Consider the following 26,713-nt stretch of genomic DNA (forward strand, 5'->3'; position numbering starts at 1 on the left):
ATGACCAAGCAGTATCTGAAGCCCGTGGCACTGGCGCTCGCCGTCAGCCTGGCGCTGGCCGCCTGCGGCAAGCACGACGCCGCCGACAACGCGCCGGCGCCGGCCAGCACCGCGCCGGCAGCGGCCGGCACCACCGCCGCAGCCGACCTCGGCAAGAGCATCTTCGACGTCAGCGAACTGGGCGACAGCGCGCTGGCCTGCCAGGACTTCAACGGCTTCGTCAACGCGAAGTGGGTCAAGGCCAACCCGATCCCGGCCGACCAGACCGTGTGGGGCGCCTTCAGCGTGCTGCACGAGAAGAGCCTGGCCGACCAGCACCAACTGGTGGACGACGCGGAAAAGAACGCCGACAGCGCCAAGGCCGGTTCGATCGAGCAGAAGATCGGCTGGCTGTACCACTCCAGCATGGACATGGACGCGCGCAACAAGGCCGGCTTCGAGCCGATCAAGGCCGACCTGGCCGGCATCGACGCGCTGAAGTCCAACAAGGAGCTCTCGACCTGGCTGAACCAGTCCTTCGCCAAGGGCGACGGCGCGGTGTTCAACTTCGGTTCGGGCGCCGACTTCAAGGACGCCAAGATCCAGATCGCCTACACCGAGCAGAGCGGCCTGGGCCTGCCCACGCCGGACTACTACACCGATGCGAAGAACAAGGAAGTACGCGACGCCTACGTCAAGTACCTCGCCAAGCTGTTCGAGATGACCGGCAGCAGCGCCGCCGACGCCGGCAAGCAGGCCGCGCTGGCGATGAAGTTCGAAACCGACCTGGCGCAACACTCCATCCCGCGGGTGGAAATGCGCAAGCCGGAGAACCAGTACCACTTCGCGACCGTGGCCGAAGCGAACAAGGTCACCCCGCACTTCGACTGGAACGCGTTCTTCAAGGCGCAGGGCGTCACCATCGACAAGGGCTTCTCGCTGTCGCAGCCGAAGTTCTTCGCCGAGTTCGACAAGCTGCTCGCCAGCGCGCCGATGGACGAGTGGAAGGCCTACCTGAAGGCCCACACGATCTCCAACTCGGCCGCTGCCCTGTCCGAACCGTTCGTCGATGCGCAGTTCGATTTCTACGGCAAGACCCTGCGCGGCCAGCCGCAGCAGCAGCCGCAGTGGAAGCGTTCGCTGGGTTCGGTCAACGGCGCGATGGGCCAGGCCCTGGGCCAGCTGTACGTGGCCAAGTACTTCACCCCCGAGGCGAAGACCCGCGCCGAGGAGCTGGTCACCAACGTGCGTGACGCGCTGAAGACGCGCATCGAGAACCTCGACTGGATGAGCGCCGAGACCAAGACCAAGGCGCTGGACAAGTGGTCGAAGTTCCTGCCGAAGATCGGCTACCCGGAAACCTGGCGCAGCTGGGATGGCCTGACCATCACCAAGGACAACTACTACGCCAACATGCAGGCGGCCAGCAAGTTCAACTACGAGTACGACATCGCCAAGATCGGCAAGCCGACCGACCGCCAGGACTGGGGCATGACCCCGCAGACGGTCAACGCGTACTACAACCCCACCGACAACACGATCAACTTCCCGGCCGCGATCCTGCAGCCGCCGTTCTTCGACGCCAAGGCGGATGACGCGATCAACTACGGCGGCATCGGCGCGGTGATCGGCCACGAGGCCAGCCACGGCTTCGACGACCAGGGCAGCCAGTTCGACGGCGACGGCAACAACCTCAACTGGTGGAGCGACGCGGACAAGAAGCAGTTCGAAGCCCGCACCGGCAAGCTGGTCGACCAGTTCAACGGCTATGCGCCGCTGGCCGACCACCCGGAGCTGCACGTCAACGGCAAGCTGACCCTGGGCGAGAACATCGCCGACCTGGGCGGCCTCAACATCGCCTATGACGCGCTGCAGACCGCGCTGAAGAAGAACCCGACCGAAGCGGCCTCGAAGATCGAGGGCTACACCCAGGACCAGCGCTTCTTCCTGAACTGGGCCCGCGTGTGGCGTGGCGACATCCGCGAAAAGGCGCAGATGGTCTATCTGAATGCCGATCCGCACTCGCCGATGAAGTTCCGCGCGATGGGCGCGCCGTCCAACATGCCGACCTTCGCCAGCGCGTTCCAGTGCAAGAGCGGCGACGCGATGGTGGCCCCGGCCGACAAGCAGGTGAAGATCTGGTAATTCCATATCGACACCGGCCGCAATCCATCGCGGCGTGAAACGAAGGCCCCGCATGCGAATGCGGGGCCTTTTTCATGGTGTGCGCCCTGCCGCTGCAGCGCGGGATGGCAGAAGCGGGCTTGCTGGGTATTGCAAATCATTCTCATTAAAGTATCTTAGGCACCTTCTCCGGCCGCCAGCGCATTCGCCCAGCAAGCCGGAATGTTCGCCATTTCCAGGTTGTTTCCCGTCGGACGACACGACGCACGCTGATTTGCTTCGGTGCGCGTTCGGCTGGCCCCGAAACCTGCATCCAGCCAATGCAAGACCTTTGCATGCGCCAGACCCGCCAGGCCCTGTCCGCATGCAAATCCCGTTCACCCATGGAGCTCTCATGACACCGATCAAATCGCGCAAGCATCCCGTCGCCTCGCAGCGGCAGGTCCCGACGACGAGCGCGCTGAAGGCGGCAACCCTGTTCACCGGCCTGGCACTGGCTTTCCCCGCGGCCGCCACGGATACCACGCCCGCCGATTTCACCGGCGCGCAAGTGGCGCAGGCCAAGAGCCTGCCCGGCGTGCAGGTGGAAGCGGTCACCGGCAACGACTACCGCGTCGACAAGCTGTCTTCGCCGAAATACACCCAGCCGCTGCTGGACACCACGCAGACCATCAGCGTGATCACCAAGGAACTGATCCAGCAGCAGGGCGCCACCACGCTGACCGAAGCGCTGCGCAACAGCCCGGGCGTGGGCACCTTCTACGTCGGCGAGAACGGCAGCACCAACACCGGCGACAGCATCTACATGCGCGGCTTCGACACCTCGGGCAGCATCTTCGTGGACGGCGTGCGCGACCTCGGCTCGATCTCGCGCGACGTGTTCAACATCGAACAGGTGGAAGTGGCCAAGGGTCCGGCCGGCACCGACTACGGCCGCACCGCGCCCACCGGCTCGGTGAACCTGGCCAGCAAGCAGCCGCAACTGGGCGACGGCATCTCCGGATCGATCGGCTACGGCAGCGGCCAGCACCGCCGCGCCACCGCCGACTGGAACCAGACCCTGGGCGCCACCTCCGCGTTCCGCCTCAACCTGATGGGCCAGGACAGCGGCTCGCCGGGGCGCGACAAGGTCGAAGCGAACCGCTGGGGCGTCGCGCCGTCGCTGGCGTTCGGCCTGAAGACGCCGACTCGCGTCTACATCGACTTCTTGCACGTGCAGCAGAACAACCTGCCCGACGGCGGCGTGCCGACCCTGGGCCTGCCCGGTTACAGCAGCCCGGATGCCACCCGGCCGTTCCTCGCCGACGCGCCGATGGTCGATCCGTCGAACTTCTACGGCACCACCTCCGACCATGACGACGTCAAGGCGGACATGTTCACCGTGATCGTCGAGCACGATTTCTCGCCGGACGTGGCGCTGCACAACACCACGCGCTGGGGCCGCACCCACCAGGACTACCTGCTGACCTCGTTCATGGGCAGCACGGCGAACCTGCTGACGCCGGACATCAATGACCCCACGACCTGGACGATCGCGCGCAGCAATCCGACGTTCAAGAACCAGACCAACCGCATCCTCACCAACCAGACCAACCTCACCGCCAATTTCGACACCGGCAGCGTCACGCACAATCTCAGCGCCGGCATCGAGCTGACCCGGGAAAAGGCCGACACCACCGGCATGGCCGCCCTGGCCAGCACCGCCTGGCCTGCAGCGAACCTGTATCACCCGAACGCCGACGTCAGCGGCCTGCTTTACGCCGGCAACGGCGCCGATAGCCACGGCCAGACCGATACCGAAGCGGCCTACCTGTTCGACACGCTGAAGTTCAACGAGCAGTGGCAGGTCAACGCCGGACTGCGCATGGATCATTACAAGACCGACTTCAGCAGCATGGTCGTCTGCGGCGGTCGCCGCGGCCCGGATTGCGGCGCACTGCCCGCCGGCAGCGTGCTGCCGGGCGTGGACGCCGACAAGTCCGGCAACCTGCCCAGCTACAAGTTCGGCGTGCTGTACAAGCCGGCCGCCAATGGCAGCATCTATGCGAACTTCGCCGTATCGCAGGAGCCGCCGGGCGGCAACACGCTCACGCTCAGCGACTCGGCCAACAGCGCCGACAACCCCAACTTCGATCCGCAGAAGGCCCGCACCGTCGAGCTGGGCAGCAAGTGGGACCTGCTCGGCGAGAAGCTGCTGCTGACCGGCGCGTTGTACCGCACCACGGTCAGCAACGACCTGGTGCAGGACCCGGTCGACCTGCAGTACTACCAGGTCGGCAAGAAGCGCGTGCAGGGCATCGAGATCAGCGCCGTCGGCAAGCTCACTGACAACTGGGCGGTCAGCGCCGGCTATACCGTGATGAATGCCAAGGTGATCAACGGCAAGGCCGTGGCCAACGACGGATCCAGCGACCTGGCCTATACGCCGAAGAGCGCGTTCACCGCCTGGACCACCTACCACCTGCCGTTCAACCTCACCATCGGCGGCGGTGCCCGCTATGCCGGCGAAATGAAGCGCGGCACCGACGGCGCGATCGGCACGCCGGCGTTCACCGAGGCGTACTGGGTGTTCGACGCGATGGCCAGCTATCCGGTCAACAAGCATTTCGACCTGCAGTTGAACCTGTACAACCTGTTCGACAAGGACTATGTCGCGGCGATCAACAAGAGCGGCTACCGTTACACCCCGGGCACGCCGCGCGCGGCGATGCTCACTGCCAACATCCGCTTCTGATCTGCATGTTCTGATCCCGCGTCGCACGCCCCTGCTCCAGCCGGAGTAGGGTTTCAGGAAACCGCCATGCTGCTGCATATCCCCGACGTACTCACTGGCGAACAGGTGGCCCGGATCCGCGCGGAACTGGATGCAGCGGACTGGACCGACGGCCGCGAGACCGTCGGCGCGCAGGGGGCGAAGGTCAAGCGCAACCGGCAACTGCCGGATGCGTCGCCGCTGCGCCTGCAACTGGGCCAGCTGATCCTGCGCGCTCTGGCCGGCAACCCGCTGTATCACGCGGCGACCTTGCCATTGCGCGCGTTGCCGCCCCGCTTCAACCGCTACGAAGGCGGCGGCGAATACGGTTTCCACGTCGATGGCGCGGTGATGGCGTTGTCCGCCGACGCGCAGTTGCGCAGCGACGTGTCCTGCACGCTGTTCCTCAGCGAACCGGACGAGTACGACGGCGGCGAGCTGATCGTCAACGACACCTACGGCGAGCACGAGGTGAAGCTGCCGGCCGGCGACCTGATCGTCTACCCGTCCAGCAGCCTGCACCGGGTCACCCCGGTGACCCGCGGCGCGCGGGTGGCCTCGTTCTTCTGGGTGCAAAGCCTGGTCCGCGACGACAGCCGCCGTCGCCTGCTGTTCGAACTGGATAGCTCGATCCAGCGCCTGACGCAGACGGCTGCCGACCCGGCGGCGGTGCTGCAACTGACCGGCGTCTACCACAACCTGCTGCGGCAGTGGTCGGAGACCTGAGAGGTTGTGAGTTTTTCAACCTCTCAGGCCGGCCAGGACGGCCGGTCGCGGAGCAGTCACGCAAGTGACTGATTCGCGTGAGCACGTCCGGGCATGTACCGGACATGCGATGGAAGAAAACCACAGGAAGTGGTGTTCTTCACAGGCGCTGAGCCGGGCCGACTGCAGACAACGGTTCCCACCGCGCGCCGCGGAGCGGATAATTGTCGACCCCCTGCAAAACGCGGCTGAAACATGTTTGTTCCTGGTCAACGCTGGATCTCCTCCGCCGAACCCGAGCTCGGCCTCGGCACCGTACTGCGCGTCGAGGGACGCGGCGTGCAGGTGCTGTTCGCCAAGGCCGGGGTGCTGCGCCCCTACGCGATGGATTCGGCGCCGCTGCTGCGCGCCGAGTTCCGCGCCGGCCAGCGCGTGGCCGGCAAGGGCATCGCGTTCCTGGTCGAGCGGGTGGAGATCCGCGATGAACTGCTGATCTATCGGGGCGAAGGGCGCGAACTGGAGGAAGGCCAGCTCGACGACGAGCAGAGCGTGAGCCAGGCCGACGACCGCCTGATCGGCGGCCGCACCGACACCGTGGCGCACTTCGAGCTGCGCCTGGAAGGCCTGAAGCGGCGCGCCGAGGCGCGCCGTTCGCCGATGTGGGGCCTGGGCGCGGCGCGGATCGGACTGGTGCCGCACCAGCTGCGCGTGGCCGGGATTGCCTCCGCCCGTCGGCCGCCCCGCGTCCTGCTGGCCGACGAGGTCGGCCTGGGCAAGACCATCGAGGCGGGCATGATCATCGCGCGCCAGCTTGCCACCGGCCGCGCCTCGCGGGTGCTGCTGCTGTTGCCCGACACCCTGGTCTACCAGTGGTTCGTCGAGATGCTGCGCCGCTTCAACCTCAGCTTCGCGATCTACGACGAGGAGCGCTGCGAGGCACTCGAACAGGCCGGCGACGCCGGCAATCCGTTCGAGGACGAGCAACTGGTGATCGCCGACTTCGGCTTCCTGGAAAGCTCGCCGAAATACGCGAAGCAATTGCTGGAAGCGCCGTGGGACCTGCTGGTGGTGGACGAAGCCCATCACCTGGCGTGGTCGCCGGAAGCGGCCAGCCCGCGCTATACGATGGTGGAGCAACTGGCCGCAGCGATTCCCGGCGTGATCCTGCTCACCGCCACCCCCGAACAGCTCGGCCGCAGCGGCCACTTCGCCCGCCTGCGCCTGCTCGACCCCCAGCGTTACCACGATCTGGACGGCTATCTGGCCGAGGCCGATACCTACCAGGCGCTGTCGAAGATCGCCGACCGGCTGCTCGACGGCGAGCCGCTGGACGACCTGCAGCGCGCCACCCTCGCCGACGCCTTCCACGGCGACGCGGCGCTCACCGAGCGACTGGCCGACTCGACCAGTCCGGCCAATGCCCGCGAACTGCTGGCCGCGCTGATCGATCGCCACGGCACCGGCCGCGCGATGTTCCGCAACAACCGCGCCGGCGTGGGCGGCTTCCCGAAGCGCTTGCCCGAATGGCACCTGCTGGACGCGGACACGGTGGACGAAAGCACGCGCCAGTCGCTGCTGGCCGAGTTCCATGCCGACATCCTACAGCCGCCGGCGCTGATCGAGATCGACTACAGCGCCGATCCGCGGGTGGATGCGCTGATCGGCCTGCTGGAGCAGCACCCGCAGGACAAGTTCCTGCTGATCTGCCGCAGCCAGGCCAAGGTGCTGGCGCTGGAAGAAGTGCTGCGCACCCGCAGCGGCGTCGGCGTGGCGCGCTTCCACGAAGGCCTCGGCATCATCCAGCGCGACCGCAACGCCGCCTACTTCGCCCAGCCTGACGGCGCGCGATTGCTGCTGTGTTCGGAGATCGGCTCGGAGGGGCGCAACTTCCAGTTCGCGCATCGACTGATCCTGTGGGACCTGCCGCTGGACCCCGACCTGCTCGAACAACGCATCGGCCGGCTCGACCGCATCGGCCAGAAACACGACATCAACATCCACATCCTGGCCGTGGCCGACAGCGCCCAGCACGTGCTGGCGCGCTGGTACGACGAAGGCGTCGACGCGTTCCGCATGAGCCCGGCCGACGGCCGCGAACTGCTGCGCCGCTACGGCGAGCTGCTGACCCGGCTGGCCGACGAGCACGCCCGCGGCGACGACAACCGCGACCAGGAACTGGACGCTCTGCTGGCCGAAACCCATGCCAGCCATGAACAGATGGCCGAGCTGATCCGCGGTGGCCGCGACCACCTGCTGGAACTGGCCGCCACCCGCGACCTGCACGCCGACGAACTGCAGCAGGCGTTCGCCCGCGAAGACCACGACCCCGCCCGCGATGCCTTCGTGCAGCGCCTGCTGGAAGCGTTCGGCATCCATCCGGAGGAGCTGGGCGGCCAGGTCCTGCTGCTCGATCCGCAATACCTGTCCACCGATGCCCTGCCCGGTTTCGCCGACGGCCCGCAATCGGTCACCTTCGTGCGCGACGTGGCGCTGGCCCGCGAGGAACTGCCGCTGTTGCGGCTCGACCACCCGCTGGTGGCCGGCGCGATGGACCTGGCGCTGTCCGGCGAGCAGGGCAACGCCGCGTTCATGGTCGACGACGCGCTGCCGCCGCGCAGCGCGCTGCTGCAGGCGGTGTTCCTGCTCGAGTGCGTCGCCGATCGCCGGCTCGACGCCGAGCGCTTCCTGCCGATCCTGCCGATCGTGATCACGGTGGACACCCGGCTCGCCGAACGCGCCGATTTCGAGCCCAGCGACATCGCGCTGCGCAAGGCGGGCGACCGCAACATCGAGGTGGTGCGCTACCGCAAGTTCCTGGGCAAGCTGGTGCCGCCGATGCTGGAGCGCGCCGAGACGCTGGCCGGCGTGCAGGCGAAGACGCGGATCGAGGAAGCCACCGACCTGGCCACCACGACGCTGGATGCCGAGCTGTCGCGGCTGCTGGCGCTGCGTGCGGTCAATCCGTCGGTCAGCGAGGCGGAAATCGCCGCGGTCGTCGCCGAACGCTCCGAACTGCTGGGCGCCCTGCCGCAGTCGCGGCTGCGCCTGGACGCCGTACGCTTCGTGGTCAGCGCGGACTTCCTCGCCCTGCGCTGACGCCGGCCCCTCGCAGGGCTGCTTCACTGCTCAGCGCAGCAGGCGTCGCCGCGGCTTCCACGGCAGTCGCCCGCGCCAGTACTGGATCAGCACGATGCCGCCCAGCATGCCGCCGAGATGGGCGAAGTGGGCGACGCCCGGCTCGATGCCGGTCACGCCCATGGTCAGCTCCGCGGCCGCGTACAGGCTCACGAACAGCCACGCCGGCATCGGGATCGGCAGGAAGATCAGCATCACCTTCTCCTGCGGATACAGCATGCCGAACGCCAGCAGCAAGCCGAAGATCGCGCCCGACGCGCCCAGCGTGGGGCCGACCTGGCCCGGAAAGAACCACAACACGGCCAGCTGCAGCAGCGAGGCGGAGATGGCGCAGACGAAGTAGTAGATGGTGAAATTGCGTGCGCCGAAGGTGCGCTCGATGGTGCCGCCGAACATGTACAGCGCGATCATGTTGAACGCGATATGGGCGAGGCTGCCATGCATGAACGCGCTGGTGACGATCTGCCACACCCCGAACAGGCCCGAACCCAGCGGCCACAGCGCGAAGTTCATCAGCAACGCCTGCCCCATCACCTTCTGCAGCAGGAACACCGCGACGTTGGCGATCAGCAGGTTGCGGGTCACGGGCGGCAGGTCAAAAGGCATCAACAGGTTCCGGAGAGTGCCTTGGCAAGGCGTGGGTGGCTTCGCTTGATGACCGCGCCGCGCCGCTTTCGTTCAGCCACGGCGGGCAGAAAAAAGCCGCCTCGCGGCGGCTCCACGGAAAACGTGTGCGGCCGCGCTCAGCCCTTGTCGGCCACCTGCGCCATCGCTTCCGGACGCTTGGCGCCTGCGAAGCGCTTGGCCCAGTAGCCTTCCTTCAGGCTGGAGATCTCCACCGACTTGCCGGTGGCCGGCGAATGGATGAAGCGACCGTTCGAGATGTAGATGCCCACGTGCGAAATGGCGCGCTTGCCATGCGTACGGAAAAACACCAGGTCGCCCGGCTGCATGTCGGCCCGCTTGACCTTGAGGCCAGCCAGGAACTGCGAGGCCGAGTTGCGCGGCAGCTGCATGCCCACCGCATGGGCGAACACGTAACGCACGAAACCGCTGCAGTCGAAGCCGGTGGACGGGTCGCGACCGCCGCGGACGTAACGGGTGTCGCGCAAGCCCATCGCCACGACCAGCAACGACTTGCGCAGGTCGGTGATGTTGGCGCTGACCTTGGCAGCGGCGGCGCTCTGCTCGCTGGTGTCGGCGGCAACGGCGGCCTTCACGGCGATCATGGCACCGGCGTCGGGAACCACGGCCTGGGCCAGCCCGGCCGTCGGATTGAAGATCGGCAACTGCCCCAGCAGCGGTGCGCTGACGCGCGCGATCGCGGCATCATCGAGCACGGCGGGAGCCGCCGTGGCGGTCTGGCCGGCAACGACGGCGAGGGGAGCAAGGGACTTCGCTTGAAGCGGAGCGGAAACCAGCAGCACGGAAAGGAGCGCGGTGGCGGCAGTCAGGTGCTTGAAGGACATGCTGGGAAAAATCCCTTGTTGTTCACAGGATTGGCCGCGCAGCAGGTGCCGACGACGTGACGATGGAGTGAACTTAACAAGAAGATGGCGTGCAGATGTTGGATTGAGGTTAACTGAACTCTGCCGTTCCGAAAAATCGGGATAGCGCGCACACTTTATACAAGCCAATGATTTCTATTGAAATAATGGTTCAGGCGCCGGCTTCGGGCCAGTAGTGCGAGTCCGGGTAGGAGCGCTGGCCGAAGATCGCCGTGCCGATCCGCACCTCAGTCGCCCCTTCGGCGATGGCCAGCCCGAAATCACCGCTCATCCCCATGGATAACCGTGGAATATCATGGCCTTGCAGCATGGAGCGGTCGCGCAGCTCGCGCAGCAGCCGGAAGCAGGCCCGTACCTCGTCAGCGTCGACGGAATGGATGGCCAGGGTCATCAGGCCACGGACGCGCATGCTGTGATAGCCGCGCAAGGCGTTCAGGAAGTCGGCCAGCTGTTCAGGCGGGAGACCGTATTTGCTGGGTTCGACGGAGGTCTTCACCTGCACCAGCACGTCGATGCCGCGCCCCTCGTGCTGCAGCCGCCGATCCAGTGCCTCGGCCAGTTCCAGCCGGTCCAGCGACTGCACTTCGCTGGCCAGCCGCGCCACCTCTTTCGCCTTGTTGGTCTGCAGGTGGCCGATCATCACCCAGTCGATGCCGCAGTCGGCCAGCAGCGGCGACTTGTCGCGGATCTCCTGCACCTTGTTCTCGCCGAAGCGGTGCATGCCCAGCGCCACGCCGGCCCGGATCAGCTCCGGGCCAAAGGTCTTGCTGACCGGGAGGACGTCGACCTCGGCCGGGTCGCGCCCGGCGGCATGGCAGGCCTCATCCACCCGGCGGCGGATGTCGGACCAGTTGGCGGCGAAGTGGGGGTGGTCCATGGGCAAGCCCGTGGCGGTCGTCTCCTCCTCCCCTTTGGAGGGGAGAAGGAGAACGGCGCTCAGCCCCTGGCGCCTTGCGCGAAGTGCTTCGCCACCACCTCGGCCACCACCATGCTGACCTTCTTGCCGGTGGGGATGTGCAGGAACTCGTTCGGACCGTGGGCGTTGGAATGCGGCCCCAGCACGCCGGTGATCAGGAACTGCGCCTGGGGGAATTTCTCGCCCAGCATGCCCATGAACGGGATGCTGCCACCCTCGCCCATGTAGGTGGCCGGTGCGCCGAAGTGGTTCTGCGAGGCGTCGCTGACCGCCTGTTCCAGCCACGGCGACAGCGCCGGCGCGTTCCAGCCCGAGCCGTCCTTTTCCAGGGTGAACGTGACCTTGGCGCCGTACGGCGGGTCCTTCTCCAGCAACTGCTTGACGAACTCGCCGGCCTTGGCGCCGCTCAGCGTGGGCGGAACCCGCAGGCTCAGTTTCACCGAGGTGAACGGACGCAGCACGTTGCCGGCGCTTTCCAGCGGCGGGATGCCGCCGATGCCGGTGACCGCCAGCTGCGGACGCCAGGTGCGGTTGAGCACCAGCTCGGCCAGGTCCTTGGTGACCGGCTGCATGCCGTCGACCCAGGGGAACTTGTCGTAGATGTCGTCGCCCAGCACCTCGGCCGAAAGCTTGGCCTGGTCGATGCGCTGCTGCGGGATGTCGACGTACAGCTCCTTCGGCTTGATCGTGCCGGTGGCCGGGTCCTCCAGCCGCGACAGCAACTCGCGCAGGATGCGGAAGCTGGACGGCACCACGCCGGAGGCGTCGCCCGAGTGCACGCCTTCTTCCAGCACCTGCACACTGAGGTTGCCGCCGGTCATGCCGCGCAGCGAGGTGGTCAGCCACAGCTGGTCGTAGTTGCCGCAGCCCGAATCCAGGCAGACCACCAGCGACGGGCTGCCGATGCGCTCGGCCAGGTGGTCGACGTAGAACGGCAGGTCGTAGCTGCCCGATTCCTCGCAGGCCTCGATCATCACCACGCAGCGCGCGTGGGGGATGCCCTGCTCGTGCAGCGCCAGCAAGGCGGCCAGCGAACCGAAGATCGCGTAGCCGTCGTCGGCGCCACCGCGGCCATACAGCTTGTCGCCCTTGATCACCGGCGTCCACGGGCCGAGGCCCTCGGCCCAGCCGGTCATTTCCGGCTGCTTGTCCAGGTGGCCGTACAACATCACGGTGTCGTCGCCCTGGCCCGGCACTTCGATGTAGATCAGCGGCGTGCGCCCTTCCAGCCGCACCACTTCCAGCGTGGCACCCGGCAGCTGGCCCAGCTTGGAGCGCGCCCAAGTTTCCATCAGCTTCACCGCCGCATCCATGTAGCCGTGCGCCACCCAGTCCTTGTCGAACATCGGCGACTTGTTGGGAATGCGGATGTATTCCACCAGCTGCGGCACGATCTCGTCGTCCCAGAGGCCACTGACAAAACGCGAGAGGCGGGCAGTATCCATCGGTATCACTCCAGCAGGCAGACAAGTGCGCCATTGTACCAGCGCGCTTCCGTCGCACCGACAACCGACGGGCCGCGCCCCACACGGGCGCACGACGATCACGCACGCACGGCCTGCCGCGCTTCCGACTGTGCGGGGCCGGGCGGCGGCGGGATAGTTCGCCGACGGCACACGGATGCCGTGACCACCGCCCAAGGAGAAAGCCCATGTTCAACAAACTCGTCGCTGTTGCGCTCGCGCTGACGCTCGCCCTGCCCGGCCTGCTGCTGGCGGCCACCCCGGTCAACATCAACCAGGCGGATGCGGCCACCATCGCCAAGTCGCTGGACGGCATCGGCCAGGCCAAGGCCGAGGCCATCGTGGCCTGGCGCGAGGCGCACGGCCCGTTCAAGAAGGCCGACGACCTCAAGCACGTCAAGGGCATCGGCAAGGCCACGATCGAGCGCAATCGCAGCGCGATCCAGCTGGAGGCGGGGGACACGCCCGAGGCGGTCGCCCAGGCCGACGCGCCCGCCAAACCCGCCCACAAGAGCAGGAAGGCCGCGAGCGAGAAATAAGCGGCCCCGGCAGGCCGGCAGTGGCGGCGCGGTCCATGGCGGGCCGCGCCGCTTGCGTTACACTCGCGCGCCCAGCTCACTGCCATCCCGGTCATGATCCTGCCGCGCTATCACATTGCCGCTTCGGCCATCCACGGCGCCGGCAACGGGCTGTTCCTCGACGAAACGGTGGCTGCGGGCAGCATCATCACCGCACCGGACGCCATCACGCAGACCTTCCGCTACGCCGACATCATGGCCTCGGCGGAGCTGCGCGCACAGTTCCACGCCAGCGCCCGCTGGTTCGAGGATCGCTACACGCTGTCGCCGGACTGGCCCGACGAGTGCTACATCAACCACAGCTTCGCACCCAACGGGCTGTGGCACCTGGGCTTCGTGTTTGCCCTGGCCGAGCTCCCGCCGGGGACCGAGATCACGGTGGATTACCGGCACCTGCTGCCGCCGGGCCAGGCCGAGGATTTTGTCGATTCGGTCACAGGTGAGACAATCACCGGATTGTCCTGGCAAGAAAGCCTCGCCAGCAGCACTCATGCACTGGCCGAACTGCTGGTTGCCGCCCACCGCTGATCGTGATGTTTGATATCCCAACCATTGAAACGGCGCGTTTGCGCCTGACTGCGCTGACCGAACGTCATTTCGACGACTACGCCTCGATGCTGGCCGACCCTGCCAGCACCCGCTGGATCGGCGACGGCCAGCCACTGGACCGCACCAATGCCTGGCGCTCGCTGGCCATGCTGCTGGGCCACTGGCAACTGCGCGGCTGCGGCATGTGGGCGCTGGAACTGAAAGCCACCGGCGAGTTCATCGGTCGCGCCGGCCTGATGTATCCCGATGGCTGGCCCGACCTGGAAATGGGCTGGATGCTCAAGCCCGAACACCGCCACCACGGCTACGCCACCGAGGCGGGCATGGCGGTGCTGGAATTCGCCTGGAACCAGCTGCACGCGCAGCGGGTGATCAGCCTGGTGCGCATCGGCAACGAAGCTTCGGACCGGGTCGCCGAAAGGCTGGGCGGCGAGCACATCGAAGACATGGACTTCTACGGCAGTCACAGCCACGTGTTTGCCTACTACCCGCCGCATCGCGAGCCGCACCGCGCCTACGGCTGAGCTCCACGACCCGGCTCTCCGCTGGCGCGCCGGAAAACCAGCGCCAACAAATGGCGGAGGGCGTGACCGCCCTCCGCCCCGTCATCAAAGCGCTGGCGGCAACCCGCTGGCGGAGCGCGACGAGACCAGCGAGCGGGCCACCTCGGCCAGCGCGAACAGGCGCGCCACCCGCATCCAGCCGATCACCAGCACCACCAACTGGGCCAACAGCACGGCCATGACCAGTCCGGCCACGCCCACCGCAGGCGTGTTCACCCGCCCGATGCCGATCGCCATGGCGATCGCGTAGCCGACCACGCTGATCAGCAGATAGCTGAGCAAGGTGCTGAGCGGACGACGCAGCAACTGCATGAAGCCGCGGCCCAGGGCGCGGGTGGCCGAACGCAGCCCGCTATCCGCGATGAACGCGGCGCGGCTGGACTCGACAATCGACTGGGCCAGCACGAACAGCACGCCGGCGACGAACAGCGCCAGGTGCGAGGCCCGGTCGGCCTGCGACTGCAGGACGGCCTTGTCACCCACGTCGTCGGCCATGTGCATCGCCACGCCGATCAGGGCGCCCATCACCACGTAGGGCAGGATCGACCACAGCATCAGGCGGAACATGCGACCGTATTCGACGATGCCGCACTGGAGCAAATGACTGAAGCCCAGCGTGCGACCCGCGCGGCCGGTGCCCACCACCATGCCGGTGAGGAATGGCGACAGCAGGGCGGTCAGCAACAGGCCCAGCAAGGCGATGCCGCCGAACCAGTTGGACATGTTCAGTGCCGTCATGACGTCACTGAACATGCTGCCGTTGAAGCGTGTCGCCCACTCCTGCGCATGGATCGAATGATCCAGCACGCTGCTCAGCGCGCGCCAGATCGGCAAGCTGACCACCGCCGTCGGCAACAGCAGCAGCAATACCCACAGCAGCAGCAACCGCCACTGCATGGCGGCGAACGGCGCGCGCATCAGGGCGGCCGAATCCACGCGGCGTGAAATGCGTCCGGTCTTCATCACAGCGTCCCCATCAAGGCGTAGAAAGTCTGAAAGAAGGAGGCGACATCCGCACTCCAGCGGCGCGAGGCTGCGCCATCGGCCTTGATCGTCCGACTGTCATTGAGCGAATTGGCGTCCAGCACGATCTTCCGGTCGGGGTCCACCGTGGCCGACACCGCCTTGACCGGCTTGGTGAAGCTGATCCGCTTCCAGCGACTGGCGTCGTCCCACTTCACCGTCTCGCTGCTGTCGTCGGCGAACTTCACCAGCACCGTGCGCGGCACCGCCGCACCGGTGCGGCGCACCGTGATCGTCGACAGCCACGGATACGGACCGCCATGCCTGGCGTCCTTGTGCGCCTTGTCCCAGGCCGCGCGGGCGTCGTCGATCTGCTTGTCGACGTCCTTCGCGGTCAGGGTGACGCGCTTGCCGTCGCGAATCACGGTACCGGTACGCGGCACCTGTTCCTCGTTGTCGATCGAGATCACGCTGGCGTCGACCTTGTCGGTGCCGTAGACCTGAGAGGCGAAAATCGCATGCACCAGCTCCGGCTGGCCCGAACCCTCGGCCAGCGCATCGCGCAGGTCGGCGGCGTCGGGATGGCGGAACTTCCAGCGCTCGTAGTACAGCTTCATCGCCTTGCCCATCACCTCGTGACCGAGCAGGTTCTCCAGCGTGCGCATGGTCGCCGCGGTACGCGAATACACCGACCCGTAGCTGCTGCTGGACATGCGGTCCCACGAGTTGGAGTCGAGCGAATCGGCCGGCACGCCGATGCCGACGACGCCGGACAGCCGCTCGGCTTCGAACGGGGTCAGCCGCGGTGCAAAACCCAGCTTGCTCAAGAACGACGTGGTGGCCCAGATGTCCTGCTTGCGATCGACCAACATGCGATCGTCCCAATACTGGTTCATGCCCTCGTCGAGCATCGGCTCCTCGAATTCGTTCGAACCGAGCAGGCCCATGAAATAGCCATGGCCGAACTCGTGGATGGTGACGAAGTCGATCGCGTACTGGCTCAGAGTGTCGGACGTGACCTTGTCATAACCTTCGGCGGTGAAGAAGGTCGGGTATTCCATGCCGCCAGCCTCGCCCGCGTTGTACGGCGGCACCACGGCGGTGATCGTCCTGTACGGATACGGGCCCAGCGTGTCGGAGAAATAGGTCAGCGAATCGGTGGTGGCCTTCAGCACCGGCTGCGCGCTCGCCTCGTACTCGGGCGGGTAGATCACCTGCACGTCGACCTTGGGGCTGCCCGGCCCGGTCCAGCTGATGCGCTGCACCTTGTAGCCCGGCGCGGCGACCCAGGCGAAGTCCTCCACATCGGTCTGCACGAAGTGGTGGGTGACCTTGTCGCCGCTCTCGACCGGCGCGCCCTGCTCCTCGCCTACCGAGCCCACGGTGTAACCCTTCGGCACGGTCAGCTTGACGTCGTAGTTGCCGTAGTCGGCATAGAACTCGCTGTGGAAGTGGAACTCGTGCGCGTTCCAGCGTGGCGCCGTGGCACCGCGCTCGCCGGGCAATTCCAGCACCGCGATCTTCGGGAACCACTGGCCGACCAGATGGAAGTCACCGAACCAGCCGGTGCGCTCGACCACGCGCGGCAGCTGGTCGTGGAAGTCGATGTCCAGGCTCAGCGTGCCCTGCGCCGGCACCGCCTGCGGCAGGTCGAGTTCGACCACGGTCTTGTCGGTCTTCGGGCCGCCGTCGGGCTGCACGAAACGCCAGCTCACGTTCTGGCCACCCTGCTGCACCTTGTTCAACTCGATGTAGCCCCACTCGCCCTTCTTCAGGTCGGCGTTGCCGCGCGAGTGGCCGCTGCCGGAGAACAGGCGCCGCTCGGTGAAGAACGTGCTGCCCGGGCCTTCGAACGCGTTGAGGTACAGGTGCAGGTAGATCTTGCTGACCGGCTGGTTGCTGCGGTTGCGCCAGGTCATCGTCTGCTTCGCATCGACCGTGTGCGTGGCCGGGTCCAGAGTGGCCTGGATGGTGTAGCTCACCACCTGGTCGGACAGCGTTGCCGGATGATCGCCGCGCGGGCCACCCCACGCGTCGGGTGCGCTGGGCACCTGGAAATTCGCCGCATCCGCCGAGACGAACGGAATGTCGGCGGCGACCGCACCGGCACTGGCCGGAGCCATCACCTGGCCGGCCGGCGCGCTGGCCGTCGTGCTGGCGGACGCAGGCGTCTGCGCCATGACCGGACATGCCGCGACCGACAAGGTCACGGCACACAAATACCCCCACTTGCGTGCAATTCGCCGCATGTTTGTCACTCCCCTGGACAATCCCCACAGATTGCGCCCGTCAGGGAAACGGGGCATAGGCCATAGGTCATGCGTGGCGAGCGAAAGTTCCTGCCGGTGGTGGGATGCCGGCGCGTCAGTAGACGTCGCGCCGGTAACGGCCGTGCTGGCGCAACTGCTCGACCCGCGTCGCTCCCAGCACCTCGTTCAACACCGCGTCGACCCCGGGCGCGAGACCGTCGAGGCTGCCGCAGACGTAGATCGCCGCACCCGCCTCGACCCATGCCAGCAAGTCATCGGCCGCCTCGCGCAGTCGCTGCTGCACGTGGATGCGCTCGGCCTGGTCGCGCGACCAGGCGAAATCGGCGCGCTCGATCCAGCCCGCCGCGAGCCAGCATTCGATGTCGTCGCGATGGAGAAAATCGTGCGCCTGCTGCCGTTCGCCGAACAGCAGCCAGTTGCGCCGGTGCCCGCCGCCGATGCGCGCCTTCAGCAAGGCGCGCAGTGCCGCCAGCCCGGTGCCGTTGCCGATCAGGATCATCGGCCGCCCATCCCGCGGCGCATGGAAGTTGCTGTTGCCGCGCACACGCAAGGCGATCTCGGCACCGATCGGCGCGTGCCCGGTCAGCCAGCCCGAACCGAGCCCGAGGTAACCGCCGCGGCCGCGCATCTGGCGCACCAGCAGGTGGATCGCGCCATCGTCCGGCAGCGAGGCGATCGAATACTCGCGATGCGGTAGCCACTGCAGCAATGCCGCCACCGCCTCTTCATCCAGCCCGTCGACTTCGTCCGCTTCGGGCAGGCGGCAACGCGCCAGCAGTTCGGCCAGCGGCTGCCGCTGCTTGCGGTACGACACCGGCACGCGGCCATCCAGCGACTGCGCCGACAACCATGCCGCCACCCGTTCGGCCGGATGGCAGGGGCCGATCTCGACCAGGTCACCAGCCTGCCAGCTGGCACTGCCCTGCAGCGGCTGCAATGCCAGGTGGAAACAGGGATCGCCCACGCTGCCGGGATTCAGCAGGCGGCGCTCGACCAGTCGCCAGCGCTGGTACTTCGGCGCCTGCCAGTCGGGCAGATCGTTGACGCCGGACAGCGTCGCCAAGTGGTGCTGCCAGTGGCGAAGGCTGCCCTCGTCCTCGCTGTCCACTTCGACCGGATCGAACAAAGCCTGTGCGCCGCTGGCCTGCAACCAGCGCTGCAGCTGGCGACCGAAGCCGCAGAATTCCTCGTAGTCACTGTCACCCAGCGCCAGCAGACCGTAGCGCAGGCCCGCCAGCGTCTCCGCTTGCGACATGGCCTGCCGATTGAACGCCAGCGCCATGTCGGGCGGTTCGCCATCGCCGGTGGTGCTGACCACGAACAGCACGCGGCCGGCGCGGCGCAGGTCGTCGACGGTGACGCCGTCGATGCCGTCCAGGCGCGCCGCCATGCCGGCCGCCTGCAGGCTTTGCAGGGTCTGCCGCGCCAGTTGTTCGGCGAAGCCGGTCTGGCTGGCGTAGATCACGCGCACCGTGGTGTCCGCCGCCGCCTGCGGGGTGACAGCGACGCGATCCGCCACCGCCGTTGGTCGGCCGGCCGCCATGTCCAGCATCTTCGTGGGCTTGCGCGGCGCCACCGCTTGCCGATGACGCAGCCAGCCGAGCAGGCCCAGCCATGCCAGCAGCACCAGCGCGGCATCGAGCCAGCGCTCGCCGCCCGGGTCGCGCCAGTGCAGTCCCTCCACATGCAGCAACAGCAACAGGGCCGAGAGCAGGCCGAAACCGCTCAGCAGGATCGCGTTGCCGAGCAGCGTGCGCCGTGCCGTGAGCGCGTCGACCGGTTTCATCGGCGCAGCTCCGCCGCGAACGCCGGCGACATGCGCTGCTCGAAACCCTGCGCGGTGCGCACGATCATCAGCACGGCCAGACCGTGTCGGCTCGCGTAGGCCATGCCGCGCTCGGCGCCGAGCACGCTGAGCGTGGTACCCAGCGGGTCAGCCTGCATGGCGTCGTCGGCCAGCACGCTGACCGAGGCCACTTCATGGGGCACCGGCCAGCCGTTGCGCGGATCGATGTGGTGCGAATAGAACCGTCCGTTGTCCTCGAACACGTGGCGATAGTCGCCCGAGGTGGCGATCGCGCGCTCGTCCAGTTCGATCGTGCGTACCAGTTCGTCGGCGGCGTTCACCGCGCCGGCTGCCGCATCGGGCCGCTCGATGCCGACCCGCCACGGCATGCCATCCGGCTTGCGCCCGTGCGCCTTCAGTTCGCCACCGACCTCGACCAGCCACGCCGCCGCACCGATCCGCTGCAGGTAGCGGCCGACCTGGTCGACGCCGTAACCCTTGGCCACCGCGGACAGATCCACGCAGACCCCGCCCGGCTGCCATGCACGATGAGCGACCGGATCGAGCTTCAGCTTCCACCAGCCGACCCGCGCCTTCGCCTGCTCGATCGCCGCAACCGTCGGCGGTTGCCGCGGCCGCTGGTCGGGGCCGAAGCCCCACAGATTCACCAGCGGTCCCACGGTCGGGTCGTACGCGCCGTCGCTGTCCTTGGCCAGCTGCAACGCATGCTGCAAGACCTCGAAGAACTCCGGCGGCAAGGCCTGCCAGCTGCCGGCCGGCGCGCGATTGAAGCGCGACAGCGCTGACTGCGGCCGGTACGTGCTCATCTGGCCGTCCACGCGATCCAGTTCGGCCTGGATGCCCCGCCGCACCTGTTCCGCCGATTGCGCGGACGGCAGCACCAGTTGCACCGACCAGGTGGTGCCCATGGTCTGGCCGTCCAGACGCTGCAGCTGCGCCGCCACCGGCGCGGAAACAGCCAGGAAGATCAGACAGACGGCCAGACGCAGCAACGCCATCCTGCTTACTCGGGCAGCACTTCGAGCGTCGCCGTATACGACAGGCGGCGCTTGCTGGCGAGCTTGCTGCCGCTGTTGCCGTCCTGCGTCGCGGCGTTGATCCAGTACATCCCCGCATGCGGCCAGGTCAGCTGGAACTTGCCGTCCCTGCCGGTCTGCGCGGTGATCTCGTCCTGTGCGTTGCGGTAGCGGGTGGCGCCGGCGATCGCGCTGACCCGGAGGTCGCCGGCCGGCTTGCCGTCCAGCAGCAGCTGGAATGTGGCCGGTTCGCCGGCGACCAGGTCGGTGACGCGGGTGACCGGCACCAGTTCCAGGCCCTGCCCGGTGGGTTTCAGCGCGGTTTCGTTCGGCTTGCCGTTGCTGATGAAGGTTTCCACCCGGTTGCTGGACGCCGTCACCTGCACGTTCTTCGCCGCGCTGGGGATGGCCGAGCGCAGTTCGTCGGCCTTGCCCCGCCAGCGCTTTTTCTGGCCGTCCAGCTCGTAGCTGGCAGACAGGCCGCTGCTGACCAGCGCCAGCTTGTACGTGCCCTGCTGGTTCAGTTGCAGGTCGAACACGCTGCGATATTTGCCGACGGCCTCATTCGCCGGTTTGGCCGTCTGGCCGTCCGGCGCGGTGATCACCAGCTGCTCCAGCGACGCCGCGTGATGGTCGGGATGGAACAGGTCGTTCGAGATCGCCGCATCCACGGTGACCCACGGATCGGCGCCGGCGACATTGGTGGCCGACGGCAGCAGCCACATCTTGTGCGCCTGCGCGGCCAGCGGCGCGGCGATCGCCGCGGCCAGGACGATCCATTTCAGGGTGCGCTTGTGCATGTTCACTCCGGGCAGTTCGGTAACGGGATTCACGGGTTGATGTCGAGGCTGACCGCGCCGAGTTCGCTGCTGCCCCGCGCGGTCAGGTGCTGCGTGGTGGCAGCCGGCCAGGTGAACGGCACACGCACCACTTCGCGCCCGCCGACTTCGCGGGCCGCCTCCACGATCAGCACGTAATCACCCGCAGCCAGGGTGCCCAGCGGCGCCTGGCCGTCGACGAAGTTCAACTGGTGCTGCCCGGCGGGCCGGGTGGCGCCGGAGACGCCGTCCACCGGCAACGCCAGCTCGCGGCCTCCGCGGCGCCACCACTGGCGCAGGTCGGGCAGCCACTTGTTGCCGGCACCCTCCTTGCTGTCCTTCTGTGCGTACCAAACGGCCAGCTGGGCAGCCACGCTGCGGTCGGCACGCTCGATCCAGATCGCGGTGTATGGCCGGTGGTATTCGGCCACCTTCTGCTCGGGAATCTGCACGGTGAGGTTCAGCTCGGCCGCGGCCAGCGGCGTGGCCAGAGCCAGGGCGAAACAGGAAAGCAGCAGACGCATCGCAGGAATTCCGTTCAATGGATGAAGAGCAGCGCCAGCACCACCGGCAGCACCAGGCCCAGGCTCACCAGCGGCCAGGTGGAGGTGCGCCGCGCGGCGTGGAGTTTCAGCAGGAACAAGCCGGTGATCGCGAACACCAGGCAGGCCAGCGCGAACACGTCGAGGAACCAGCTCCACGCCGCGCCCGCGTTGCGACCCTTGTGCAGGTCGTTGAGATAGGCGATCGCGCCGCGCCGGGTCAGCTCGTATTCGACGGCGCCGCTGGCGCGGTCGATGCTGAGCCAGCCGTCGCCGCCGGGGCGCGGCAGCGACAGGTAGACCTCGTCCGCCGACCACTCAGCCACGCGGCCTGCCACGTGTGCCTGCAACTGATCGTCGAGCCACGCACCCACCGCCGTCGGCAGCGCGGCCTTGCGCGCGTCATCGCCGTCGACCGCAACACGCAGCTCCGTGGGCAACACGAGGTTGCGATGGGTCACCTGCGGCGTGGCCTCGATCTGCCGCGCATGGTTCAGCGTGATCCCGGTCAGTGCGAACAGCAGCAAGCCGATCAGGCACAGCGCCGAACTGATCCAGTGCCACTGGTGCAGTTGCCGCATCCAGAACGCGCGGCGTTGCGGTGTGGCGGATTCGAGTTGTGCTGGCGACTGTCCCATTGGTGTCCGTGGCTCGCACCCCTGCCACGCCGCGCGAGTGCGGCGACAGGCAAGGGCCATTCATGCGATGCGCGGCGGCGGCGAGCCGGCCGCGCGGATGCCGCCATTAGACAGTAAACAAGAATCAATCTCAACAACTGACGTGCTTTTCCCGCCTGGCCCAGCCCGTCAGCGGTCGTCGCGGGTCCAGATGGCGCCGTCTTCCTCGCGCACCGGGAAGCTGGCGATCGGCTCGTACGCCGGTGGCTTGGTCACGGCGCCGGTGCGCAGATCGAAGCGGGCGCCGTGGCGCGGGCATTCCACCTCGAAGCCGTACACTTCGCCGCCGGCCAGGTCGCCGCCGTCGTGGGTGCAGGTGTCCTCGACCGCGTACAGCGCGCCGTCGATGTTGTACACCGCGATCGGCGTGTCGCCGTCCCATACCACCTTGTATTCGCCAGGCAGGAAGTCGCTGCGGGTGCCGACTTTCACCCAGCCGTTCATGCCGCCACCTCGTCGAAATCCTTGCGCAGCACCTCGAAACGCAAGTCGTCGCGACGGGGAATGCCGAAACGCTCGTCGCCATAGGGGAACGGCTGGTATTCGCCGGTGCGGCGGTAACCGCGACGGCCGTACCAGGCGATCAGTTCCTCGCGCTGCACGATCACCGTCATGCGCATCGCACGGCAGTGCCACTCCTCGCGCGCGATCCGCTCGGCCTCCGCCAGCACCTGCTTGCCCAGACCGCTGCCCTGCCCGCTCGGGTCGACCGCGAACATGCCGAAATAGCCGGCGTCGCCCTGGCGCTCGATGTGGCAGCTGGCCTTGATCCGGCCATCGCATTCGGCGAGCAGGATGCGACTGTCGGGGCGTCCGATCAGCGCGCCGACGTCGGCCGCATCGGTGCGCCGGCCGTCGAGCAGGTGCGATTCGGTGGTCCAGCCGCGCAGGCCGGACTCGCCGCGATAGGCTGATTCGACCAGGGCCACGATGGTATCGACATCGGCACTCGATGCCTGGCGGAAAACGGGAAGCGTCTGTTCGGTCATGCGCGAATCATAGTGTGCGGCCCGGCGCTTCCACCATGATCTGCAACAGCCGGCCGCTCAGGCAGACGCGTCCGGCTTGCGCCCCGCTTCGTAGACCTTCAGATGCGCGTAGACGACGGCCAGCAACGAAGCCTCGCCGCCGGCGCGCTCGGCACGTGCCAGCATGTCGCCGATCACGTGGTCGGCCTCGATCGGATGGCCGTGCTGCAGGTCGCGCAGCATCGAGGCGGCCAACGTCGATGCCGGATCGGTGAGGATGCCGCGAGCCCGTTCCAGCACGCGCTCGCCGGGCGCGTACCCTGCCCGCTCCGCCACCGCGCGGCATTCCTCCAGCAGGGCCAGCGTCGCCGCGCGACCGCCGGGAGCGGCGACGATCTCGCCGACCGCGCCGCGCAGCAGGCAGGTGATGCCGGCCAGCGTGGCGAGAAAGATCCACTTGTCCCACATCTCCTGCACCACGTTGCTGCTGGGGCGCGAGTCGAAGCCCGCGTCGGCGAAGGCCGCAGTGATGGCCTGCATTCGCGGCGAGGCGCTGCCGTCGCGCTCGCCGAAGGTGAGCCCGTGCAGCGTGTTGAGGTGCTGCACCGCGCCGTGCGCATCGAGCGTGGCGGAGATCACGCACTGGCCGCCCAGCACGTGTTCGGCGCCGAATTTCGCGTCCAGCAGGTCCAGTTGGCGCATGCCGTTGAGCAGCGGCAGGATCGCCGTCCGCGGCCCGACCGCCGGGGCGATGTCGGTCATCGCCTGTTCCAGCCCGTACGCCTTGCAGCCGAGCACGATCAGGTCGAACGGATCGCGCAGCTCGCCGGTCGTCAGCGTGGGCGGCGCCGGCAGCTCGGCGTCGCCGGTGGCGCTGCGGATCACCAGGCCGTGCTGCGCCAGCTGCCGCGCGCGGGCTTCGCGCACCAGGAAGGTCACGTCGCGTCCGTGCTGCAGCAGGCGTCCGCCGAAGTAGCCGCCGGTGGCGCCGGCACCCACGATCAGGATGCGCATGTCAGTCTCCCTTGGTCGTGCCGGCGGCGGCCGATTGCATGCGTGCGGCCTGGGCGTCCTTGTCGCTCCACAGGCCATTCATCCACGCCTTGACCCGGCCACGGAAGGCCGCGTCCTCGTCGTAGCTGCCGAGCAGGCCGGCATCAATCGCACGCTCGCTCACATGCACGCGAATGTCGTGCACGCGCCCGCCGATCAGGTCCATCATCGTGCACGGGCCTTCCGGATAGACGATGGTGACGTCGACGATCGCTTGCAGGGCCTCGCCCATCGCGTCGAGCACGAAGGCCACGCCGCCGGCCTTGGGCCGCAGCAGGTATCGATACGGCGACGACTGCGCGTCGTGCTTGGCCGGCGTGAAGCGCGTGCCCTCGGCAAAATTCATCACCGACACCGGCATGTGCCGGAATTTCTCGCAGGCCTTGCGGGTCGCCTCGCGATCCTTGCCCTGCAATTCGGGATGACGCAGCAGGGTCTGCCGCGAGTAGCGTTTCATGAAAGGGAAATCCAGCGCCCACCACGCCTGGCCCAACAGCGGCACCCAGATCAGTTCCTGCTTCAGGAAGAAGCGCATGAACGGAATGCGCCGGTTGAACACCTTCTGCAACACCGGGATGTCGACCCAGCTCTGGTGGTTGCTCAGCACCAGGTAGCTCCGGTCGTGGTGCAGCCCTTCCAGCCCCTCGACCTGCCAGCGGATGCGGGTGAACACGCCGAACAGGACGTTGTTGACGCCGATCCAGCTTTCCGCGATCAGCACCAGCGCGCGCGAAAGCGGACGGCGCACGAAGCCAAGCGGAATGACCACCTTGAGCAGCGCAAGGGCGAACAGCGGCAGCACGTGCAACAGGATATTCAGCAGGAGCAGCAGCATCGCCAGCGGGATGCGCAGCACGGAAGGCAGGAAGGCAAGCATGGATGGACTACACAGGGAAAGCTGCCGACCATGATGCCTTGCGCGGGCCGGAAGAGCCATGCTTGCGGCCATGAAAAGCCGGCCGCTTCACATCAGCAGCTTGCGCACCTTGAGCAAGGCCACGATGAAGGCATCGACTTCCTCGCGCGTGTTGTAGAACGCCAGCGAGGCACGCAAGGTGGAAAGCACGCCGAAGAACTGCATCAGCGGATGCGCGCAGTGGTGGCCGGAACGCACCGCCACGCCCTGCAGGTCCAGCAAGGTGGCCAGGTCGGTCGCCTGGGTGCCGTCGATCAGGAACGAGATCACCGGCTCCTTCTCGGCCGCCTCGCCGATGATGCGCAGGCCGGGAATCTCGCGCAGGCGTTCGGTGGCGTAGGCCAGCAACTGCTGTTCCCACGCATGGGTCGCCTCGAAGCCCACCGACTGGTAGTAGTCGATAGCGGCGGACAGGCCCACGAAGCCGGCGATGTTCGGCGTGCCCGCCTCGAACTTGTGCGGCGCCTCGGCGAAGCTGGTGCCGTCGAAACGCACCTCGCGGATCATCTCGCCGCCACCGAAGAACGGCGGCATCGCATCGAGATGCTCGCGCCTGGCCCACAGCGCGCCGGTGCCGGTGGGGCCGAGCATCTTGTGCCCGGTCAACGCATAGAAGTCGCAACCCAGCGCCTGCACGTCGACCGGCCGGTGCGGTACCGCCTGCGAACCGTCCACCAGCAGCGCGATGCCGCGCTTCCTGCACTCGCGAGCGATCTCGCGCACCGGGTTGACCGTGCCCAGCACGTTGGAAACCTGGGTGACGCAGGCCAGCTTCACTTCCGGCGTCAGCATCGCGATGTACTGCTCGACGATCAGCTCGCCGCGCTGGTCGATCGGCGCAGCCTTCACCGTGGCGCCGCTGCGCTGGGCGACCAGCTGCCACGGCACGATATTGGCGTGGTGCTCCATCACCGTGGTGAGAATCGCGTCGCCCGGCTGCAGCCGCGGCAGGGCATAACTGTAGGCCACCAGGTTGGTGGCCTGGGTGGTGCCGGAGGTAAGAACCAGCTCGTTGCGCGACGGCGCGTTGATGAAGCGCGCCAGCTTGTCGCGCGCGCCTTCGTACGCCGCGGTGGCTTCCTCGCCCAACTGGTGCACCGCGCGCGACACGTTGGCGTTGTGCTCGCGGTAGTGCTCGTTCATCGCCTCGATCACCGGCAACGGTTTCTGGCTGGTGTTCGCGTTGTCGAAATACACCAGCGGCTTGCCATGCACCGTGCGCGACAGCAGCGGGAAGTCCGCGCGGATGCGCTGGATGTCGAAGACGGTGGCGGGGCTGGCTGTGGTGTTCATTCAAGGAATCCGGTTGGCTCCCTCCCCTGCCTGCAGGGGAGGGTTGGGGTGGGGACGCTCTTTGCCGCGAGAGCACTACCCCCTCCCAGCCTCCCCCTGCAGGCAGGGGGAGGAGATA

At 67.4% G+C, this 26,713-nt stretch carries 23 protein-coding genes; 7 read left to right on the plus strand and 16 right to left on the minus strand.

Annotated elements, in window-relative coordinates; translation table 11 throughout:
- The 4 genes from AC3A56_RS02465 to rapA all read left to right on the plus strand — a co-directional run bounded on the left by AC3A56_RS02465 (window position 1) and on the right by rapA (window position 8,656).
- Window positions 1–2,124, plus strand: a complete 2,124-nt coding sequence (locus tag AC3A56_RS02465) for a M13 family metallopeptidase (RefSeq protein ID WP_487769234.1) — start codon at window positions 1–3, stop codon at window positions 2,122–2,124.
- Between the two features lie 373 nt (window positions 2,125–2,497).
- Entirely contained in the window at window positions 2,498–4,837 is a 2,340-nt protein-coding gene (locus tag AC3A56_RS02470) for a catecholate siderophore receptor Fiu (protein WP_487769235.1), read from the plus strand.
- 66 nt (window positions 4,838–4,903) lie between these two features.
- The gene (locus AC3A56_RS02475; protein WP_487769236.1) at window positions 4,904–5,581 is read left to right on the plus strand and encodes a Fe2+-dependent dioxygenase; all 678 of its coding nucleotides are present in this window, start codon (window positions 4,904–4,906) and stop codon (window positions 5,579–5,581) included.
- A 234-nt stretch (window positions 5,582–5,815) separates the two neighbouring features.
- The gene (rapA, locus tag AC3A56_RS02480; protein WP_487769237.1) at window positions 5,816–8,656 is read left to right on the plus strand and encodes an RNA polymerase-associated protein RapA; all 2,841 of its coding nucleotides are present in this window, start codon (window positions 5,816–5,818) and stop codon (window positions 8,654–8,656) included.
- A gap of 30 nt (window positions 8,657–8,686) precedes the next feature.
- Here rapA and AC3A56_RS02485 read toward each other — a convergent pair whose 3' ends face one another.
- From AC3A56_RS02485 to AC3A56_RS02500, 4 genes are all read right to left on the minus strand, one after another.
- Window positions 8,687–9,301, minus strand: coding sequence for a rhomboid family intramembrane serine protease (locus AC3A56_RS02485; protein WP_204110858.1), 615 nt, complete (start codon window positions 9,299–9,301; stop codon window positions 8,687–8,689).
- A gap of 137 nt (window positions 9,302–9,438) precedes the next feature.
- Window positions 9,439–10,164 carry a C40 family peptidase gene (locus AC3A56_RS02490; RefSeq protein WP_487769238.1) on the minus strand — a complete coding sequence of 242 codons (726 nt, stop codon included), beginning with the start codon at window positions 10,162–10,164 and terminating at the stop codon, window positions 9,439–9,441.
- Window positions 10,165–10,354: 190 nt separating this feature from the next.
- Window positions 10,355–11,080 (minus strand): YggS family pyridoxal phosphate-dependent enzyme, encoded by a 726-nt coding sequence (locus AC3A56_RS02495; protein ID WP_487769239.1) that lies wholly within the window; start codon window positions 11,078–11,080, stop codon window positions 10,355–10,357.
- Window positions 11,081–11,139: 59 nt separating this feature from the next.
- On the minus strand, window positions 11,140–12,564 hold the full coding sequence (locus AC3A56_RS02500; RefSeq protein WP_487769240.1) for a M20 family metallopeptidase: 1,425 nt from the start codon (window positions 12,562–12,564) through the stop codon (window positions 11,140–11,142).
- A gap of 206 nt (window positions 12,565–12,770) precedes the next feature.
- Here AC3A56_RS02500 and AC3A56_RS02505 point away from each other — a divergent pair, with 206 nt between their 5' ends.
- From AC3A56_RS02505 to AC3A56_RS02515, 3 genes are all read left to right on the plus strand, one after another.
- Window positions 12,771–13,121, plus strand: a complete 351-nt coding sequence (locus tag AC3A56_RS02505) for a ComEA family DNA-binding protein (RefSeq protein WP_056764309.1) — start codon at window positions 12,771–12,773, stop codon at window positions 13,119–13,121.
- A gap of 93 nt (window positions 13,122–13,214) precedes the next feature.
- Window positions 13,215–13,688, plus strand: a complete 474-nt coding sequence (locus tag AC3A56_RS02510) for an SET domain-containing protein-lysine N-methyltransferase (RefSeq protein ID WP_056717908.1) — start codon at window positions 13,215–13,217, stop codon at window positions 13,686–13,688.
- Window positions 13,689–13,693: 5 nt separating this feature from the next.
- On the plus strand, window positions 13,694–14,233 hold the full coding sequence (locus tag AC3A56_RS02515; protein WP_487769241.1) for a GNAT family N-acetyltransferase: 540 nt from the start codon (window positions 13,694–13,696) through the stop codon (window positions 14,231–14,233).
- A gap of 84 nt (window positions 14,234–14,317) precedes the next feature.
- Here AC3A56_RS02515 and AC3A56_RS02520 read toward each other — a convergent pair whose 3' ends face one another.
- The 12 genes from AC3A56_RS02520 to AC3A56_RS02575 all read right to left on the minus strand — a co-directional run bounded on the left by AC3A56_RS02520 (window position 14,318) and on the right by AC3A56_RS02575 (window position 26,595).
- A complete protein-coding gene (locus AC3A56_RS02520) occupies window positions 14,318–15,235 on the minus strand; it encodes a hypothetical protein (protein ID WP_487769242.1) in 918 nt (305 codons plus the stop codon).
- Window positions 15,235–17,415: a M1 family metallopeptidase gene (locus tag AC3A56_RS02525; protein WP_487769243.1), complete on the minus strand. Its 2,181-nt coding sequence runs from the start codon at window positions 17,413–17,415 to the stop codon at window positions 15,235–15,237. The genes AC3A56_RS02520 and AC3A56_RS02525 overlap by 1 nt, the downstream gene beginning before the upstream one ends.
- A gap of 184 nt (window positions 17,416–17,599) precedes the next feature.
- On the minus strand, window positions 17,600–19,291 hold the full coding sequence (locus AC3A56_RS02530; protein WP_487769244.1) for a sulfite reductase subunit alpha: 1,692 nt from the start codon (window positions 19,289–19,291) through the stop codon (window positions 17,600–17,602).
- A complete protein-coding gene (locus tag AC3A56_RS02535) occupies window positions 19,288–20,310 on the minus strand; it encodes an FAD:protein FMN transferase (protein WP_487769245.1) in 1,023 nt (340 codons plus the stop codon). The genes AC3A56_RS02530 and AC3A56_RS02535 overlap by 4 nt, the downstream gene beginning before the upstream one ends.
- A 5-nt stretch (window positions 20,311–20,315) precedes the next feature.
- The gene (locus AC3A56_RS02540) at window positions 20,316–21,128 is read right to left on the minus strand and encodes a DUF4198 domain-containing protein (protein WP_056717971.1); all 813 of its coding nucleotides are present in this window, start codon (window positions 21,126–21,128) and stop codon (window positions 20,316–20,318) included.
- 29 nt (window positions 21,129–21,157) lie between these two features.
- Window positions 21,158–21,670 (minus strand): DUF2271 domain-containing protein, encoded by a 513-nt coding sequence (locus tag AC3A56_RS02545; RefSeq protein ID WP_487769246.1) that lies wholly within the window; start codon window positions 21,668–21,670, stop codon window positions 21,158–21,160.
- A gap of 14 nt (window positions 21,671–21,684) precedes the next feature.
- A complete protein-coding gene (locus AC3A56_RS02550; protein WP_487769247.1) occupies window positions 21,685–22,326 on the minus strand; it encodes a PepSY-associated TM helix domain-containing protein in 642 nt (213 codons plus the stop codon).
- A gap of 168 nt (window positions 22,327–22,494) precedes the next feature.
- Window positions 22,495–22,809, minus strand: coding sequence for a non-heme iron oxygenase ferredoxin subunit (locus AC3A56_RS02555; protein WP_487769248.1), 315 nt, complete (start codon window positions 22,807–22,809; stop codon window positions 22,495–22,497).
- Window positions 22,806–23,354, minus strand: coding sequence for a GNAT family N-acetyltransferase (locus tag AC3A56_RS02560; protein ID WP_056764293.1), 549 nt, complete (start codon window positions 23,352–23,354; stop codon window positions 22,806–22,808). The genes AC3A56_RS02555 and AC3A56_RS02560 overlap by 4 nt, the downstream gene beginning before the upstream one ends.
- A gap of 57 nt (window positions 23,355–23,411) precedes the next feature.
- Window positions 23,412–24,347: a 2-dehydropantoate 2-reductase gene (gene panE / locus AC3A56_RS02565; RefSeq protein WP_487769249.1), complete on the minus strand. Its 936-nt coding sequence runs from the start codon at window positions 24,345–24,347 to the stop codon at window positions 23,412–23,414.
- Window position 24,348: 1 nt separating this feature from the next.
- On the minus strand, window positions 24,349–25,263 hold the full coding sequence (yihG, locus tag AC3A56_RS02570) for a 1-acylglycerol-3-phosphate O-acyltransferase, YihG family (RefSeq protein WP_487769250.1): 915 nt from the start codon (window positions 25,261–25,263) through the stop codon (window positions 24,349–24,351).
- A gap of 87 nt (window positions 25,264–25,350) precedes the next feature.
- The gene (locus AC3A56_RS02575) at window positions 25,351–26,595 is read right to left on the minus strand and encodes an aminotransferase class V-fold PLP-dependent enzyme (protein WP_487769251.1); all 1,245 of its coding nucleotides are present in this window, start codon (window positions 26,593–26,595) and stop codon (window positions 25,351–25,353) included.
- Window positions 26,596–26,713 lie beyond the last annotated feature (118 nt).

The sequence above is a fragment of the Rhodanobacter sp. Soil_C_14 genome, from assembly GCF_057657335.1.